This is a genomic window from Halopiger thermotolerans (assembly GCF_054654555.1).
The window spans coordinates 1,525,495-1,543,183 of record NZ_BAAIEU010000004.1 but is presented as its reverse complement, the minus strand read 5'-3'; the positions used below and the strand labels follow the sequence as shown (position 1 = coordinate 1,543,183).

The window sequence follows — 17,689 nt, the reverse complement described above, 5'->3', positions numbered from 1 at the left end:
GTGATGGCTACATGAGTTCAGACGTACCCGACCCCACAGACGTAGAGGCGCGAGCGGTAGAGAACGTCCGCATCGAGGACGAGATGGAGCAGAGCTACATCGACTACGCGATGTCCGTCATCGCGGGTCGTGCGCTCCCCCGCGTCGAGGACGGCTTAAAGCCCGTCCACCGCCGCATCCTGTACGCGATGCACGAGATGGGCGTCTCCTCGGGCTCCTCGCACCGCAAGTCGTCCTCGATCGTCGGGGAGACGATGGGTGACTACCACCCCCACGGCGACAGCGCGATCTACGACACCCTGGTCCGGATGGCCCAGGACTTCTCGATGCGCTATCCGCTGGTGGACGGCCAGGGGAACTTCGGCTCGATGGACGGCGACCCGGCCGCCGCACAGCGATATACGGAGGCCCGGATGTCGCCCATCTCCGAGGAACTGCTCGAAGACATCGAGAAGGACACCGTCGACTTCTCGGCGAACTACGACGACCGCCTGCAGGAGCCCGACGTCCTGCCGGCGGCGTTCCCGAACCTGCTGGTGAACGGCTCCTCGGGGATCGCGGTCGGGATGTCGACGAACATCCCGCCGCACAACCTCGGGGAGGTCATCGACGCGACGATCGAACTGATCGACAACCCCGACGCGACGGTCGAGGACCTGATGGAGCACGTCAAAGGTCCCGACTTCCCGACCGGCGCGAACATCGTCGGCCGCGACGCCATCTACTCGGCGTACAAGACCGGCCGCGGACGCCTCCGCGTGCGCGCCGAGTTCGAGGTCGAGGAGTGGAAGAACGGCCGCGAGCGGATCGTCGTCACGGAACTGCCCTTCCAGTCCAACAAGGCCCGCCTCGTCGAGCGCATCGCCGAGGACGTCAACGAGGGCGAACTCGAGGGCATCTCGGACCTGCGCGACGAGTCCGACCGCGACGGCGTCCGCATCGTCATCGAACTCAAGCGCGGCGCCAACAGCGAGGTCGTCAAGAACAAACTGCTCGAGAATCACTTAGAGAAGACCTTCGGCGTCATCAACCTCGCCTTAGTCGACGGCCAGCCCCAGGTGCTCTCGCTGAAGGAGACCTTAGAGGAGTACGTCGCCCACCGGCGCGAAGTGGTGCGGCGGCGCAGCGAGTACGACCTCGCGGAAGCCGAGGACCGCGCGCACATCCTCGAAGGTCGGCTGAAGGCCGTCGAGAACGCCGAGGACGTGGTCGAACTGATCCGCGACAGCGAGACCCGCTCTGACGCGAAAGAGGCGCTGCAGGACGCCTACGGCTTCTCGCAGGATCAGGCCGACCACATCGTCCGGATGCAACTGGGTAGCCTCACCTCCATGGAGGCCGCCGAGATCGAGGACGAGTACGAAGACGTGCAGGCCGAGATCGAGCGCCTGACCGCCATCCTCGAGAGCGAACAGAAGCTGCTCGAGGTCATCAAGGAGGAACTCCGCGAGGTCAAAGACGAGTACGGCGACGACCGGCGCACCTCGATCGTCGAGGACGAGGGGACGGTCACCCACGAGGACCTCATCCCCGAGGAAGAAGTGTTCGTCGTGATGACCGAGGACGACTACGTCAAGCGGATGCCCGTCGCGGAGTTCGACCCCCAGGGTCGAGGCGGCAAGGGCATCATCGGCGCGGACGTCAAGGAGGGCGACCGCGTCTCGACTGTCTTCCGGGCGAACACCCACGACTACCTCCTGTGCTTTACGAACCAGGGCAAAGTCTACCGACTCAAGACCTACGAGATCCCCGAGATGGGCCGGACGGCCCGCGGGAAGTCGGCGGTCAACATCCTCGATCTCGACGACGGCGAGGACATCACCGCCATCGTCGACACCGACGCGCTGGCCGACGACGAGTACGTGACGATGGTCACGCGCAACGGCTACGTCAAGCGAACTGCCGGCGAGGAGTTCGATAACATCCGCTCGACCGGCATCATCGCCTCCGATCTCGAGGAGGGCGACGAACTCGTCGACGTCGAGGTGACCGACGGCACGAAGGACCTCGTGATCGCCACCGAGGGCGGCATGACGATCCGCTTCGACGAGGACGAAGTCCGCGCGATGGGCCGCACCGCCCGCGGCGTCAACGGCATCAAACTCGAGGGCGACGACGCGGTCGCCGGCCTCGTCGCGACCGACGAGGCCGACGACAAGGCCCTGCTGACCGTGACCCGGAACGGGTACGGGAAGCGGACTCGCCTCTCCGAGTACAGCCGCCAGTCCCGGTACGGGAAGGGGCTGATCGACATCAAGACCGGCGACCGGAACGGACCGGTCACCGCGGTCAAGGCGGTCGACGACGACGACCAGCTCGTCGTGATGAGCGAGGACGGACAGATCATGCGCACCCGCGTCGACGAGATCTCGACCGTCGGTCGCAACACGATGGGCGTGATCGTCATGGAAGTCGAGGGCGACGACGCGGTCGCCAGCGTCGACGTCGTTCCCGTCGCGTCGATCGAGTCCGAGTCCGACGCCGACGCGGCCGACGACTGATCGGCGCGCCTCGATTCGAGACGGAGACGGTACTTTACTCCGGAGTTACAACCCGTTTTCTTCGCTTTCGCTCGTGATGGTCGCTCGAGCGGCGGCGCGAGTCCGATTCGAAGCGCTAGCGGGACCGGTACGGAATAGCAACGGCACAGAACGGCGACCGAAACCGAGACGGCGAGAAAATCGGGAGAGACGAGTCTAGAGTCCGGCCGGCCGATCGGGAGTGGCGTCGGCGGCGGTATCGGTTGTCGGCGACTGGAGAGGGACGACGATCAGTGCGCCGGCTCCTCGCCCGGTGCGGTCATGTCCTCGATCCGGAGGATGAGGATGTTGTTCGTGTCGTCCTTGCCGTCGACGCGGCCGTCGATGACGAGCTTCGAGAGCGGCGTCGGGCCGACGGTGACGGCGTCGTCCTCCGAGATGCCGTCGATCGTGCCCTGCATGTGGATCTCCGCGCGGCAGAGCTCAGGGTGGTGGACGCTCGAGAGGTCAATCTCCTCGACGATGACGTCCTCGACGGGCTCGCCCTCGTGCTCGAGCGGGACGGAGGCCGGGTCGTCCATCTGCTGGATCTCGAGGGCCTCGTAGGCCGCGGCGGTCGGCTTGTAGCCACCTTTCGGCCCCGGTACGCCCTCGACCAACTGGAGGGCCTTGAGACTCTGCATCTGGTTGCGGATGGTGCCCGGGTTGCGGTCTACCTGCTCGGCGATGTCCTCCCCCTTGATCGCGTCCTCGGACTCCTTGTGGAGATTCGTGAGCGCGCGGAGGATCTTCTTCTGACTCGGGGTTAGTTCAATTGATGACATGGTGAATTGTTCGTAGTTGATTTCCTTAAACCCGACGGGTGCCGTCGGTCGTTCTTCCGGATTTCGGTATCGGCAGCGGGGATAGTAAGGCGTTTCTTTTCGGTTCCGGCACGGGAGCCGTCTGCGCGGTCTCGAGGGCGGAGCAACGCGTGCCAAATATCGTCGAAAAACTACTGTTCGACCTGCGTCGGCGAGGAGACGCGAATGTGTCGGGCGACCGCCTCCGGCAGCGAAACGGGTTCCGCGTGCGCGCTCGAGCGGGCCGTCACCATGCCGAAGGGGGCGACCTCGACGATCTCGAGTTCGACGCCGGGCTCGACCCCGTGCTCGGCCAGATAGGACAGCACCTCGGGATCGCGGTCGGCGACCTCCTCGACGACGACGGTGTCGCCCTCCGAAAACTCCGAGACGGTGCGGCCCTCGGGGCGTTCTGGCGGCTCGAGATCGGCGCTCGGAATCGGCGAGCCGTGTGGGTCGACGTCCGGCTGGCCGAGCGCGTCGGCGACGCGGGCCTCGAAGTCCTCGCTGATGTGGTGCTCGAGTCGGTCGGCCTCGTCGTGGACCTCCGACCAGTCGTAGTCGAGATGCTCCGTGAGGTAGGCCTCGAGCAGGCGGTGGTGGCGGACGACCTCGAGCGCGACGGTCTCGCCCTCGTCGGTGAGCGTCACCCCGCGGTACTTCTCCCGGTCGACTAGCCCGCGGTCCTCGAGTTTGTCGAGCATGCTGGTGACGGTCGGCGACGTGACGTCCAGCTCCGCGGCGATCTCGGAGGTCTTGATGCGGTCGTCGGTCGACCGCTGGAGCTGGTAGATGACCTTGAGGTAGTCTTCCATCACGTCGCTCAGCATCATGCCCGGAATTTAGCCCCGTCTACCCCTAAATCTACCGACGCCGAATCCGACCGCTCGACCGCTCGAGTCGACCGCCGCCACCGACCGATCCCGGGCGGGTGAGCGGGGATCGTCACGACCAAACCGACGCCCGGCGTACGGTCGCGCATGAGCACGGATTCGACCGTTCGAATCATCGGCGCGCCGATGGACTACGGGGCCAACCGCCGCGGCGTCGACATGGGGCCGTCGGCGATCCGATACGCCGGCCTCGCCGACGAACTCGAGCGCGCGGGCGTCGACCCGGTCGACGACGGCGACCTCTCGATGCCCCGCGCGGAGGAGGTCGACGCCGACGCGGACGACGCGTCCGGGGCCGGACCGGTCGCCGAGGAGAGCGGGGGAGTCGACAACGCCAAGTTCCTCCCGGAGATCGAGGGGGTCAACGTCCGCCTCGCTGCTCGCGTCGCGGAGACGCTGTCCGACGGCGAGTTCCCGCTCGTGCTGGGCGGCGACCACTCGGTCGCGATCGGGTCGCTGCACGGCTCCGCGCGCGACGCGGAGATCGGTGCGATCTGGTTCGACGCCCACGCCGACCTCAACACGCCCGAAACCTCGCCCAGCGGCAACGTGCACGGCATGCCGCTGGGCGCCGCGCTCGGTCGGGGCGTCTTCGAGGACATGGACTGGGCCCACACCCCCGGGCTGCGGGAGGAGTCGATCGCCTACGTCGGCCTCCGCAGCATCGACGAGCGCGAGCGGGAACTGGTCCGCGAGAGCGAGATGACCGCGTTCACGATGTCCGACATCGACCAGCGGGGCATGACGGCCGTCGTCGAGGACGCGCTCGCGGTCGCGACCGACGGCACCGACGGCGTCCACGTCAGCCTCGACCTCGACGTGATCGATCCCAAGGCCGCGCCGGGGGTCGGCACCCCCGTCCGCGGCGGCGTCACCTACCGCGAGGCCCACGCCGCCCTCGAGGCCGTCTCGAGGCGCCACCACCGCGACGGCATCCTCCGCTCGATGGACGTCGTCGAGGTCAATCCGATCCTCGACGAGGCGAACGAAACGGCGGCGCTCGCGGCCGAACTCACGGCGAGCGCGTTCGGCAAGCGGATCCTCTAATCGGTTCGTTCGCTCCTCGACGCTCGACTAATGGTAACAAGAACCACGGTATAACGGTTCCAATACCTTTGTATCGTAGGGTTTTAGACTAGTTAGTATGACTGAGAACGTCGTCGTACTCGGTGCCGGATACGCCGGTGCCGGTGCGGTCACCAAACTCCAGTCGGAACTCGATGACAACGCGCGACTGACGTGGATCGCCGACGTCGACTACCACCTCGTGCTCCACGAGGCCCACCGCGTGATCCGCGATCCGGCCGTTCGGTCGGACATCACCTTCCCCGTGACCGAGATCGCGGATCCCTCGACGCGGTTCATCCAGGACGAGGTCGTCGGCCTCGACGTCGACGAGCAGGTCGTCGAACTCGCCGACAGCGAAGCCGTCGAGTACGATTACGTCCTCGTCGCGCTGGGCAGCCAAACCGCCTTCTACGGCATCCCCGGCCTCGAGGAACACTCCCTGACGCTCAAGAGCCTGGACGACGCCCTCGAGATCCACGAGGCCGTCCAGGAGGCCAGCCAGGAGGCCACCCGCGGCGACCCCGCCCAGATCGTCATCGGCGGCGCCGGCCTCTCGGGCATCCAGACCGCCGGCGAGATCGCCGAGTTCCGCGACGAGCACCGTGCGCCGATCGAGATTCACCTCGTCGAGGCCTTAGAGGAGATCTTCCCCGGCAACGATCCCGAGATCCAGCAGGCCCTGCGCGACCTGCTCGAGGAGGCCGGCGTCCGCATCCACACGGACGACCCGATTACCGAGGCCACCGAGGACCACATCGAGTTCGACGAGGGCGAGCCCCTCGACCACGACGTGCTCGTCTGGACCGGCGGCATTACGGGGCGGGACGCCCTGGACGACGCCGACCTCGAGAAGGAGCACAACCGCGTCAACGCCGAGCCGAACTTCCAGACCTCCGACGAACGGGTGTTCGCGATCGGCGACTCGGCGATCATCGACCAGGGCGACCAGCCCGCGCCGCCGACGGCCCAGGCAGCCTGGCAGGCCGCGGAGGTTGCCGGCGAGAACATCTCCCGCGCGATCGAGAACCGACCGCTCAAGACCTGGGAGCACGAGGACAAGGGGACCGTCGTCTCCGTCGGCGAGAAGGCCGTCGCCCACGAGGTCAAGCCGGCCTTCGGCGTCTCCCTGCCCGTCGACACCTTCGGCGGCGTCCCGGCCCAGACCCTGAAGAAGATGATCGCCGCGCGCTGGATCGCCAGCATCACCTCGTGGAACGAGGCGCGCAAGTCCTGGCCGTCGCTGTAATCGGTCCGGGAGAACGCAACTCGGGATCGGCACCGAACCGCTGCGACCTGACTCGTTACCGCTCGCCGCCCTCGTTTTCGTCGTCCGTGTCGTCGACTGCGGACGCAGCGTCGTCACCGTCCCCGTCCTCCCCCATCGGCCGCGCCGGAACCCCCGCGACCGTCGTTCCCGGATCGACGTCCCGCGTCACCAGCGAGTTCGCCGCCACGCGCGCCTCGGCGCCGATCTCGACGCCCGGCAGGACGATCGCCCCCGCGCCGATCATCGCCCGTTCGCCCACGACGACCTCGCCCGTCCGGAACTCGTCCTGCAGAAACTCGTGACAGAGCAGGGTCGCGTCGTAGCCGACGATCGCGTGGTCCTCGAGCGTGATCAACTCGGGCCAGAAGACGTCCGGCGTCGCCTCGAGGCCCCACGAGACGTCGTCCCCGACGGTGACGCCGATGCGGCGCAGGAGCCAGCGTTTGAGCCGCAGGCTCGGCGAGATCCGGACGAGCCAGACGACGACGTAGTTGATCGCGACCCGCAGCGGATGTTTGGCGTCGGTCCAGTGCGCAAGGGAGTTGCGCGGGCCCGCCGTCCGGTGGCGGGTGACGCGATCGTGGCGCGAACGGGAGTCGGAACTGTCGTCGGTCACTCATCGGTAATTCGACCTATCGGTACATGAAACCGACTGATGTCGCGGTCCCCCAGCTATGGATCGCTCGGCGCGTCGACCGCCGCGTCCGCGGCCGACCGTTCCCCCGGCAGTCCGATCCGGTCGCGGAACGCGTCCCCCGACAGGTCGCAGCGGTACGCCGGCTTGAACATCATGTTCGCGCCGCCCTCGGTGACGTTCCAGGCCGACTCGATCTCCTCGCGGAGGTAGTACTGCGGGCGCTCGTTGCCCGGCATCACGGCGTACTCGCTCATCCGGATCGGATACCGGTCGAAGAGCCCGCCGGGTTCACGGCCGTCGACGAGGACGATCGTCTTGTCCGCGAGGTACGGCCGTCCGTCTCGAGCGCGTTTCGCGTGGGCGTTCTCTGAATGGGCCTCGAGGATCGCTTCGCGCTCCGCCGGCGGCGTCTCGGGCGCGATCACGTCGACCCGATCGACCGTGAAGTAGCCGATCAGGTACCGATGGGCGCGCTCGCCGCCGGGACGGCGCAGGCCGGCGTAGAAGCCGACGACGTCGCCGGGCTCGAGGGCTCGCAGGCGGGAGACGTAGCCGCTGGTGCGGTGTTCGCCGTACGTCAGCGCCTCGAAGTTGGGGTCGCGGTGGAGCGGCCACGACTCGAGGGCGTCGCCGGCGACGGTCTCGACGCCGCCGCGGACGGGTTGGGGCTCGATGCGGGTGGTGAGATCCGCCGCGACGCGGTGCTCGTCGTGAGCGCGGAGCTCCCACGACCCCAGCGTTTCCGTCTCGCTCGTCTCGCGGGTCTTCTCCGGGATCGGAACGTACTCGAACCGACTGTCGTCGTACAGCGGTCCGAGCGCACCGAGGTTCGTGCTGTCGGCGCCGACGCCGGCGAGGACGACCGTCATCGGCGGAGTCTCGGGAGTCGAGGGCGATAAAGCGCTCGATAGCGACGACCTTCGGCTCCGGCCGCCGCTATCGACGACCGGACGACTCAGCGGTCACGCGGCTGTGAGACGTAAAAGAGCGGAAACAGCAGGACCAGAAAGAGCGATCCCATGACGGCGATGGCGATCCAGATCGCCGACACCAGCGTCTCGGGGACGACGCCGGCGAACTCGGCGAGCCAGAGGAGGCTGTAACCCCCTGCGAGGAGCAACGCGACGACGTACACCCGCAGGCCGAGGCGGACAACGCGGTACAGCGTCGTCCTGGTGACGGCCGGCGATAGGTAGTCGTCGAGTTGCCGTATCATACCCCGGGCGTTCCCCTCGCATCGGCAGTCGCTTCGAGTCGTCCCCCCTCAGCGACGATCGGGTCCGACGGGTGAACCGACCGTCTGCAGACTTGATGCCGCTCGCACTCGCCCCGTGCTATCCGATTATGCGTGTTGATATCCGATCCGATAGACGGGACGTTCATCAGTGCTATCGGAGTATACGCGACAGTAGCGGCTTGAATCTTTATACCAAGGCGTTCGATTTAGGACGATGAATGGAAACTCCATGGCGATTCCGGAGGCACTAATTCGTAGCCGCGGGCGAGTCATCGCGAGGGACTCGCTCGAGCCTCGAGACGTCGTGCGCCGACGTCAGTCGCACCTGCTCAAACCCGGAACGTCGCCGTGAATCGGACATGCGAAACCGATCGTACGGCAAATCGTCCGCGGAGAGCCGGTTCCGGTTACCCTAGACCTATATAATTTGGTTTCCGTATTAAGTACCAAACGCCGATACATGACACCGGGCAACGACGATTTTTTCGCCGCGTGCGACGAGTGTGGGACCGTATACGCAGCGACCGAGACCGAGTCCGGTCGAATCATCCCGCTCGGTTCTCGAGACGGGTGTCAGTGCGGCGGTACGTCGTTCACCCGGGTCAGCACTGACGACCTCGATGAATCGACCGACGACGGTTGAGTCCGCGCCTCGAGAACCGGCACGGCAGGGTCTGCCGCCGTGGCCATGCGACCGTCGCAATCAGCGTTCGCCGAGATCGGGAGTTACTGGTTTCGATCTGAAATCGAAGTTCCTTCGGTTAACTGAGTGGCTGTCGGACGTGTCGCGGCTCGTGTCGTGCCCGGACGTAGGTTCACCGCAGTAGCACCTGCACGTTCTCCGATTTCGAATGTGTCGGGAACTCTGCTCCTCGTGAGTGCGCGCGAGAGATTCGTTCGGGGTTCATTCCCTATAGTCGGACATCGACGGCAGCGATCGGCCCGGTGTCAAATAGCTTGGAACTCGAGAGACCTATTTGAGACCGCACGAGGGCGTTCCTTCAAGGCGGTACTGTAGGCGTTCTACGACCGTCTAATTATCACACTTGAAAGTGTATCTGACTGTATTTTCGTTCGATCAGATACACTATCGGGAAATTATATATACCCCGCTTCCACTGGTAGTTATCAGCGCCAAGCGGGACGGCAGGAAGGGTGCGACGGGATGGGTGCTCCAATCCCCCGCGCAGTCGGTGGTTCCAGACCACCTCGCATAATCCTTCCGACCGTTCACGGCGTGGGATAATATGATAGACGGAACACAAATCCGTGACAAACTGGTCGGATCGGAGGATGAACGCGCTGTATCTCCCGTTATCGGAGTTATACTCATGGTAGCTATTACTGTAATTTTGGCCGCTGTGATCGCTACCTTCGTGATGGATCTTGGAAGTAACATGGGCGGCCCCGAAGCTCCGAACACTGTCTTTGATTCTGAGGTTGAAGGTAGTGTATCTGCGAGCAGCGGCGAGACTATTGTCACCTTTACACATAACAATGGCGACCCTGTTGAGGCAGATAATCTGGACCTCTCAGTTACTACTTCCGGTGACTTCAGTAGTAGTGACTTCAGTATGACTACTTCAAGTTCCCAACTAACGGCTAGCGACACCGTCACCGTTAAGATTGACGCAAGTGGTGGGAGTAGCGGAGATGTCGCGCTTGCAGAAGGTGATGAAGTGGTGATTACATGGAGTGACGGGGAAAGTAGCTCAACAATAGCTGACCAGACAATTACGTCGGACGTCGAAGTCAACTAACAACGGAGCTACTCCGTTTCGGATTTCCACATTAAATTGTCTGGCCTATTTTTGATGCGTGTCCCCGAGCGTTGCACGCGAGTATGAACTGACCGCCGCACGCGATTGATGAGTTCAGCTAGGAGCAGGCGGCCATCGTCACTGGAATGGTTCTGTTGAACCTCGTAGTGGCGCTCGTCTTGGATCCCAGTGGAGACACGTCAACTGGCCAGTCAACCGTCACGGTGCGACCGTCACGCCGACCACCCTGAATAGACTGTCCGCTATGTGGTAATATACCGAAACCGAGAATTTGATTTTCGGCGGGCTCAGAGGGATGAGCATCTAAGAGTTGGACACTTAGAGAATGTGAAGTGGGACCGCCGAGAATTGAACTCGGGTCCTACGGACCCCATCCGCAGAGGATACCACTACCCCACGGTCCCGCATCTTATCCGAAGGCCGTCTATCGTTTAAGCGTGTCGTTTCGTCGCCGCCTCGTGACCGTGTTCCACCCCGTCTCGTTGGGCCGGCACCGAGTCACGAATTCCTCGAGAACCCTCAGACGAGCACGCGCTCGAGATCGACCGCCACGTCCCGACCGTCATCAGCGACGAACTCGCCGAGACAGACAGCGGCGCCGTTCGGCGTGTAACAGGCAACGAGATCACCGGCACTCACATCACCGTCGACCTCGAGCACGCCCGGCTCGTAGACCGGCGCGCCGTTGGCTACCTCGCGGGCGGCGCTTTCGGGGATCACGACGCGCGGAATATCTTCCAGAATGCGTTCGGCCGGATCGACGATTTCGGACAGCAGTTCGGGGTCGTCGTCCTCGAGCCAGAACGCAAGCGCGTCCAGGAATTCGTAGGCGGAGTACAGGTCTCGATCGTCGAACGGGGTCGTCGCCGTCCGCCGCAGGTGGCCCATGTGTCCGCCCGTCCCGAGCGCCAGCCCGAGGTCGTGGCAGAGCTTCCGGACGTAGGTGCCGCTCTCGCAGCGGATCCGCAGCAACAGCTGACGGTCCGCCTCGTTTCGCTCGAGCACCTCGAGGTCGTAGATCTCGCGCACGCGGAGCCGCCGCGCGACGGCGCTCTTGCGCGGGGGCTTCTGGTAGATCGGCCCCTCGAACTCCGCGACGACCGACTCGGCGTCGGCCGGGAGCGAGCCGTGACACTCGAGGACGGCGACGTACTCCTTTGGACCCTCGAGGAAGACCTGCGCGAGCCGGGTCGCGTCGCCGAGCATGATCGGCAGGCAGCCGGTGACCTTCGGATCGAGCGTGCCCGCGTGAGCGGCGCGGTCGATGGTCGCGTCGACGCCCCGCTCGGCGAGGGTTTCGGCGACGGCGTCGCGGAGCCAGCCGCTCACCTGGTGGGAGGACGGCCCTGGCGGCTTGTCGAGGTTGACGACGCCGAACGTGAGCAGTTCGACCGGCGAGCGTTCCTCGGGCGGTCCGCGTAGCGAGGGGGTCATTCGAACTCGTAGTCGAGATCGATGTGGGCCTTCCCTTCGTCGCCCGCAGGATCGTACTCCTCGACGGCGGTCACGAGCATGTCCAGCACCGCGTCGGGATCCCATCGGGCCGTGTTCACCGAGAGGTCGTAGATCGTCAGATCTCGGATGTCGATGCCGTAATACTCCCGATAGCGCTGGGCCTCGCTGGCCTCGCGGGCCTTCGTCTCCTCGGTCGCGCGCTCGGGGTCTTTGTCCTCCCGTTCGGCGATCCGCTCGCCGCGAACGCGGGCCGGCGCGTCGAGCCAGAACCGGAAGTCGGCCTGTTCGGCCGCCAGCCAGCCGGCGAGTCGCGACTCGAGGACGAGGTCGTCTTCCTCGCGGGCGATCTCGCGCAGGCGGCGATCGAGGTCGCGATCGATCTGGTCGTTCTCCTCGGCGAGTTTGTTGAACTCCAGCGGCGTGTAACCGCGTTCCTCGGCCAGTTCGCGGAAGATGTCACCGCCGCTCACGTGGTCGAGATCGAACGCGTCAGCGAGCAACTCCGCAGTCGTGCTCTTCCCGCTTCCCGGCGGGCCAGAGACGGTGAGCAACATATTCGACCTCCGAGGTGCCGGGTAAAATGGGTTTTGAATCCCTCGAGCGGTGGGCTGACCGCGGCAAAATCGAAGCGGGCCGCAGTTGCGGTCGAATCCGACGGCGAGGACCTGATCGGCGGTCGATCGGTCCGATCAGGCCGTCGACGGCGTCATATCGATGTTCAGCGACTTGCGAAGCAGCTGGGTAAAGCCCATCGAGCAGAGGAAGTACCAGACGATCCACGACCACATCGGCCCGAGCAGCGACTCGTTGAACGAGACTTCGCCCGCGATCGGCATGATCATCGTCATCTCGGCCTCGGTGACGTGGCCGTCGAGGATCTTCCAGTACATCCAGAGGAATAGCGGGATCGTCAACAGCATGATCCAGACCATCGGCCGGAACTGCTCTTTGAACATCCCGAGGTTGTCCGACATCGCCTCCATCTGCTCCTCGCGGACCTCCTCGAGTTCGTTCTCGAGCCGTTCGATTTCGGCGTCGCTGGCGCCGCGTTCCTCGGCCTTCTCCTTGCGATCCTGGACGTCCTGCATCTTCTCCTGCATGGCCTTCATCCGCTTCTGGTACTTGGCCATCACTTCGGGGTTCATCAGGTTGGCCTGCAGCAGCGTCGAGTACAGACCGGTCAGCAGGGCGACGGACATGATCACGGCGTAAAACGGCAACGCGGCGTCCAGCGGTGCGAGCACGATATCGATCGTGCTGCCGACCGTGTTCCGAACGGGGTTGAACCAGTACCCGAACATCAACAGCAGGGACGCGACGCCGGCCATCTTGTCCCATTGCGACCACTTGGATTGTTCCGCATCGACGTCGACATCGGCGCCGGCGACGTCGCCGTCACCGTCGAGCGCCTCGTCGAAGGCCGCTCGATCGGCGATTTCGAACCCTTCGTCGCCGTCGACCAGTACGCCCTTCTCGATCAGCCGGCCCCACTGTCCGCTCGTCAACTCGTCGCTGACGTCGGCCCATTGAACCTCGCCCCCGTTCTCGTCGGCCCGCTCGCGAATCGCCTCGAGAGCCGCTTCCATCGAGGCGTCCTCGCGGACGAGGTCGTTGACTTTCTCGGCTGTACGCGTCATCTGAGTGTGCTAGGGTACGTGAGGTATACAAGTGTTTTTCTTCGGTGGCTCGCTCGAAGCGTCCGGTATCTCGACCGTACTCGCCGGGTTTAGTGACGACCTGCGGGCATTATTTCGGATCGTGCGGCGTATTTGCGAGGGGATTGCCTCCAAATATTTATAATATGACTGTTAACTGGTTGACGACAAATGAATCAAACCGGGAGGGTGCGGGCGGCGAGCAGGTCGAGAGACCGAGGGGTAAGTCCACAGGTGGGGATTATACTGCTGTTCGGCCTGGTCGCTATCGGTGCAGTCCTCGTTTTCGGAATCGGGTCGGTTGCGATCGATTCGACCGAGATGCAGATATCCGCCGAGCAGAGCGAGCAGATGATGCAGCAGTTCGACAAGGACCTTCAGACGGCGATGATCGACAACGGCACGAGCGGCGCCGTCTATCTCCGGGAGGAAGGCGAGTACGAGATCGCTACCGAGGGACAAATTACGGTGACCGCCGTCAATAGTTACGCCGAAAAGAACGCAACCATCGACCTGGGTACGCTCAAGTACGAGGACGAATCCGGCAATCTATTTGCGCATCAGGCGGGCGGAGTGTGGCAGGGGCAGGGAGAGAACACGAAACTCGTCTCGAGGCCGAACATCAAATACCACGAACGGCCGAACAACACCGGCATAGTCGAACTCGACGTGACGAATCTCGGAGGCAATATCGAGGGCGGTGAAAACCGCGTTTCCAGCCGACCAGTACCGAGCAGTCAGCACGGGGATCTGACACAGGACATCGGATTCGTCAACCACATCAATATTACCGTGTCGGACACCCCCTACCATAACGGCTGGGCGCGGTTTTTGAAGGACGAGTTCGATGCCTCGAGCGGAGCCAATTGTGGAACGAACGGCCACGTCAATTCGGCGACGGTCTGTCACGACGAGTCCGCGAACGCGGTGACCGTCATCGCGCCGATCGAAGGGGAAGACGGGTTCACGACGCACGTCGGAATTACGCCGACGATATACGGCGGCCTCTACGTCGGCGACGACCACCTCTTCGCCAAGTCGATGACGGTCGATCGGTACAACGGGAGCGTCGGCTGGACGCCCGGTAGCCACACCGAGGATCTGTTCGTAACCGACGGCGATCTCTCACTCCCGGGTGCAAACGTTACTGGCGTCCCCGTCGTTAACGGTCGACTCTCCGGTTCGGCCGGGACAACGACGTCGAGTATCGCGTTCGCGACGAATCCGGACGGGCGGCGGATCGACGTGGTGAACGGAACCGAAGTGTACAACGTAACCGGCACGACGCCCCCGTCCGTCTTCGGGGCGAAAATGGCGGACTCGTTCGACGGGATCGACGACATCGACCAACACGTCGATCGTGCGCACACGCTCGTAGACGAGTACGAGAATACGACGAGAGGTGTGCCGGGGACGCTTACGAGTAACCCGTCCGAAGACGGCTTTTACTACAGCAGTGGAACCGTCGATACCATCAATACGATCGATACGACCGACGGAGACGTCAGGGTCGCCGTCGACGGCGATCTCGAGCTCGATACCGTCAACGTCGTCGGCAGTGGCCGCGTGACGTTCTACGTTTCCGGGGATATCACCGCGGAAGACGTCACTGTCAGCGGCGACCAAGCGGACAACCTCTGGATCTACGGGACGAGCAACGCAGACGTCGATCTAAAGGGCAAATTCCAGGGCGTCGTTTACGCGCCGTCGTCCGATCTCCACGTTAAGAGTAACGCTGAGGTCTACGGTGCAGTCGTCGGCGGCCAAGCCAATATCGGGAACAACGTTGAGATACACTTCGATAAAACGCTGCGAACTGATATCCCGATTCCCAAGCAGAACAGGGACGTCAGGGTACAATATTCGGAGACTCGTCCGCCAATCGACGTTGTGTTCGTACTAGACCGATCCGGTTCGATGGGGGGGTGTCATTGGTTCTTTGGGTGTAGTGGAAGCGACCCCCATGGTCTCCGTGTGGACGCCACCAGGAACTTTATCGGCCAATTGAATTCGACGGACCGAGCGGGGGCAGTCGAATTCGATACGGACGCAGACCGCCTCCACGGTCCCGGATTAGATTCAAACTTCAATGCGGTTAATCAGTCACTCGAGGCAAACGCAGGCGGTGGAACGTATATGGCTGCCGGGATTGAAAAGGGGCGTTCGCTGTACGATAGTAACTCGGCGTCGAAAAAGAAGGTCATGATCCTGCTGACTGACGGCAAGAACGACGTTAGTGGAAAAAGTAAACATGTGCTCGATCAGGAGACGAAAGACGAAGCCAGAGAGGCAGCTAACAAAGACATCACGATCTACACTGTCGGACTGGGCAGTAACGTGGACGAATCCCTGCTGAAGGAAATCGCAAACAAGACGGGTGGCAACTACAGCCACGTCGATAACGCTGGGGACCTTACGGACATCTTCGACAAACTCGCCGCAGACGTGACGGCATCGTCGCCGAAATCGTTCGAGGTTGCCTTCGACGACATCTCGGCGACATCGCCGCGGGAGTACGCCGTCTCCGTGCGAGAGCAGGCAGTGACGATCGGAAACGGGTAACGACGGCTGTCGATCGACTGATTCGAACGCTGTCCCCTCCGTATTGATCGCTGTTAGGTATCCGACGGCAGTCCAAGCCGACGTTCGATTGGTCGACTGCAGATCGGGCGTCCCTATCGTTCAAACAGTTCATTCTGCGACGTGGCGGGGGTTTAGCGTCACTGGTGGTTGTTCCGTTATCTCACCGGAAAGAGAATGATTCCCGTGAACGGATCTAAACGGTTCTGAATCGTTTGATCGGACGAGGACGTTATCCCATTCGTTTGCCTCGAGACGGCCATGAGTTGGCGTCGCGATGGAAGATCCGTTGCCGTTTCATCAGGTCGGGCAGAATCTACGCTACTTGGACTGATACTGCTGATCGGAATGGTCGCGGTCGTCGGCAGTAGCATGGTCCTCGTCGCCGACGAGAGTCTCACGAGTGTCCAGCGCCAGTCCGAACACGAGCGAATCGAAAGCGGATTCGTCGAGCTCAGTCAGGAGATGTTGACCGCCTCGTCCGCGGGCGATAGCTCGCGGTCGCTGAACCTCGAGACGGATCAGGACGGGGCAGTCGTGATGACCGATACCGGGCAGATCTCGATTACGGGCGGCGACGTCAACAAGAGCGTCTCGATCGGGGCGATCGAGTACCAGGACGACGACGGGACGACGATCGCCTATCAGGCGGGCGGCGTCTTCAGGGAAACCGGAAACCAGACACGGATCGTCTCTGCGCCGCCGATCGAGTACGACGTCCAATCCGAAACGCTGTCGTTCCCGATTACAGAGGTCCGCGACGAAACGCGGCTCGGGTCCGGAGACGTCGTCGTGGAGCACTACGAAACGGATCCGCTCGGCGGTAGCAGTCTCGTCGAAAACGATACGGTGACGATCGAAGTGACGAGCAAGTACTACCGCGGCTGGGAGCGTTTCTTCGAGGAGCAGGGCGGTGCGACGACGGTCAGAAACGTCGAGGTGCACGACGACCAGACGGGAACGGTGACCGCGGAGTTCGGCTATCAGGAGGTCTCGGACGCGTTCAAAACCGGCGCGATCTACGCGACCGACTTCGAAATGCAGGGCGGTGCGGATATCGACGACAACCTCACGCAGAAAGTCGCGTATCCACCGCTCAACGAGGAAGTCGATCGACTGGTCAACGCGACGCGGGAACCGAAAGACACCTTCGAGGGAACCGAAATCACGCGTCTCGGTACAGTCGACGAACACAACCACAGCCTCGAGGACGGAATCTACGTTGCCGACGGAATCGAAGAGGCGGGCCACCTCGATTTCGATCTGTCGGACGGGAACGCGACGCTCGTCGTCGACGGCGACATCAACGCGAACGACGAGACGATCACGGTCAGCGAGCACGAGAACGACCACGAGTTGAGCGTATATCTCACCGGAGACTACGACGCCGAGAACGGCGGCAACACCTGCGTCACGGAGTCAGGGTGCTACACGAACGAGGACGCGACGGTGATCCAGCTAGTCACGTCGGACGAGTCCGAGATCGACTTCGGTCCCGGCGGAAAGTCGCGGTTCGAGGGCGTCATCTACGCCGGTGGAACGAACGAGGACTGGACGGAACGACACGGGTGCGACAAGCAGGTGTGCATTCACTCGAATCCGAACTTCTACGGATCGATAATCGCCTCGTCGGTCGAGATACAGGGTGGAGCGGGAAGTATCGACTTCGAGTACGACAGCAAACTCCAGAACGAAGACGTGGGCATTTATCCGGACCCGAGCCTGCTACCGCCCCAGCTGACGTATCTCAACATCGCCGAACACACGGTCGACGTCCGCGAGAGGTAAGTGCCG

General features: G+C 63.2%; 14 protein-coding genes and 1 tRNA gene. 6 read left to right on the top strand and 9 right to left on the bottom strand.

Translation table 11 applies throughout. The features are described from left to right. Window positions 1-11 precede the first annotated feature (11 nt). On the top strand, window positions 12-2,501 hold the full coding sequence (gyrA, locus tag ACYQ26_RS15435; RefSeq protein WP_459809783.1) for a DNA gyrase subunit A: 2,490 nt from the start codon (window positions 12-14) through the stop codon (window positions 2,499-2,501). 269 nt (window positions 2,502-2,770) lie between these two features. Here gyrA and ACYQ26_RS15430 read toward each other — a convergent pair whose 3' ends face one another. Continuing rightward, the gene (locus tag ACYQ26_RS15430; protein WP_120244103.1) at window positions 2,771-3,304 is read right to left on the bottom strand and encodes an Rrf2 family transcriptional regulator; all 534 of its coding nucleotides are present in this window, start codon (window positions 3,302-3,304) and stop codon (window positions 2,771-2,773) included. Between the two features lie 170 nt (window positions 3,305-3,474). Beyond that, on the bottom strand, window positions 3,475-4,155 hold the full coding sequence (locus ACYQ26_RS15425) for a metal-dependent transcriptional regulator (RefSeq protein ID WP_459809782.1): 681 nt from the start codon (window positions 4,153-4,155) through the stop codon (window positions 3,475-3,477). Between the two features lie 147 nt (window positions 4,156-4,302). On the opposite strand from ACYQ26_RS15425, the gene rocF reads away from it, so the two are divergent. Together rocF and ACYQ26_RS15415 are read left to right on the top strand one after the other, a co-directional pair. Next, complete coding sequence (gene rocF / locus ACYQ26_RS15420) at window positions 4,303-5,262, top strand: arginase (RefSeq protein WP_459809781.1); 960 nt, start codon at window positions 4,303-4,305, stop codon at window positions 5,260-5,262. Between the two features lie 97 nt (window positions 5,263-5,359). Then, window positions 5,360-6,529 carry an NAD(P)/FAD-dependent oxidoreductase gene (locus tag ACYQ26_RS15415; RefSeq protein WP_459809780.1) on the top strand — a complete coding sequence of 390 codons (1,170 nt, stop codon included), beginning with the start codon at window positions 5,360-5,362 and terminating at the stop codon, window positions 6,527-6,529. Window positions 6,530-6,584: 55 nt separating this feature from the next. On the opposite strand, the gene ACYQ26_RS15410 is transcribed toward ACYQ26_RS15415, so the two are convergent. From ACYQ26_RS15410 to ACYQ26_RS15400, 3 genes are all read right to left on the bottom strand, one after another. Next, window positions 6,585-7,166 (bottom strand): acyltransferase, encoded by a 582-nt coding sequence (locus ACYQ26_RS15410; RefSeq protein WP_459809779.1) that lies wholly within the window; start codon window positions 7,164-7,166, stop codon window positions 6,585-6,587. A 56-nt stretch (window positions 7,167-7,222) separates the two neighbouring features. Continuing rightward, window positions 7,223-8,056: an Nmad3 family putative nucleotide modification protein gene (locus ACYQ26_RS15405; protein ID WP_459809778.1), complete on the bottom strand. Its 834-nt coding sequence runs from the start codon at window positions 8,054-8,056 to the stop codon at window positions 7,223-7,225. Between the two features lie 86 nt (window positions 8,057-8,142). Then, entirely contained in the window at window positions 8,143-8,403 is a 261-nt protein-coding gene (locus tag ACYQ26_RS15400; RefSeq protein WP_459809777.1) for a hypothetical protein, read from the bottom strand. Window positions 8,404-9,671: 1,268 nt separating this feature from the next. Here ACYQ26_RS15400 and ACYQ26_RS15395 point away from each other — a divergent pair. After that, entirely contained in the window at window positions 9,672-10,184 is a 513-nt protein-coding gene (locus tag ACYQ26_RS15395; protein ID WP_459809776.1) for a type IV pilin domain-containing protein, read from the top strand. Window positions 10,185-10,538: 354 nt separating this feature from the next. Here the strand turns inward: ACYQ26_RS15395 and ACYQ26_RS15390 are convergent. From ACYQ26_RS15390 to ACYQ26_RS15375, 4 genes are all read right to left on the bottom strand, one after another. Next, window positions 10,539-10,609: transfer RNA gene (locus ACYQ26_RS15390), tRNA-Pro, on the bottom strand. A 115-nt stretch (window positions 10,610-10,724) separates the two neighbouring features. Next, window positions 10,725-11,639, bottom strand: coding sequence for an RNA-guided pseudouridylation complex pseudouridine synthase subunit Cbf5 (locus ACYQ26_RS15385; protein ID WP_459809775.1), 915 nt, complete (start codon window positions 11,637-11,639; stop codon window positions 10,725-10,727). After that, the gene (gene cmk / locus ACYQ26_RS15380; RefSeq protein ID WP_459809774.1) at window positions 11,636-12,214 is read right to left on the bottom strand and encodes a (d)CMP kinase; all 579 of its coding nucleotides are present in this window, start codon (window positions 12,212-12,214) and stop codon (window positions 11,636-11,638) included. The genes ACYQ26_RS15385 and cmk overlap by 4 nt, the downstream gene beginning before the upstream one ends. Before the next feature lie 135 nt (window positions 12,215-12,349). Continuing rightward, window positions 12,350-13,297, bottom strand: coding sequence for a DUF106 domain-containing protein (locus ACYQ26_RS15375; RefSeq protein ID WP_459809773.1), 948 nt, complete (start codon window positions 13,295-13,297; stop codon window positions 12,350-12,352). A 189-nt stretch (window positions 13,298-13,486) separates the two neighbouring features. Between ACYQ26_RS15375 and ACYQ26_RS15370 the strand changes: the two genes are divergently transcribed. Both ACYQ26_RS15370 and ACYQ26_RS15365 read left to right on the top strand, forming a co-directional pair. Further along, complete coding sequence (locus ACYQ26_RS15370) at window positions 13,487-15,877, top strand: vWA domain-containing protein (protein WP_459809772.1); 2,391 nt, start codon at window positions 13,487-13,489, stop codon at window positions 15,875-15,877. A gap of 279 nt (window positions 15,878-16,156) precedes the next feature. Further along, complete coding sequence (locus ACYQ26_RS15365) at window positions 16,157-17,683, top strand: DUF7289 family protein (protein WP_459809771.1); 1,527 nt, start codon at window positions 16,157-16,159, stop codon at window positions 17,681-17,683. The last annotated feature ends 6 nt before the right edge of the window (window positions 17,684-17,689 follow it).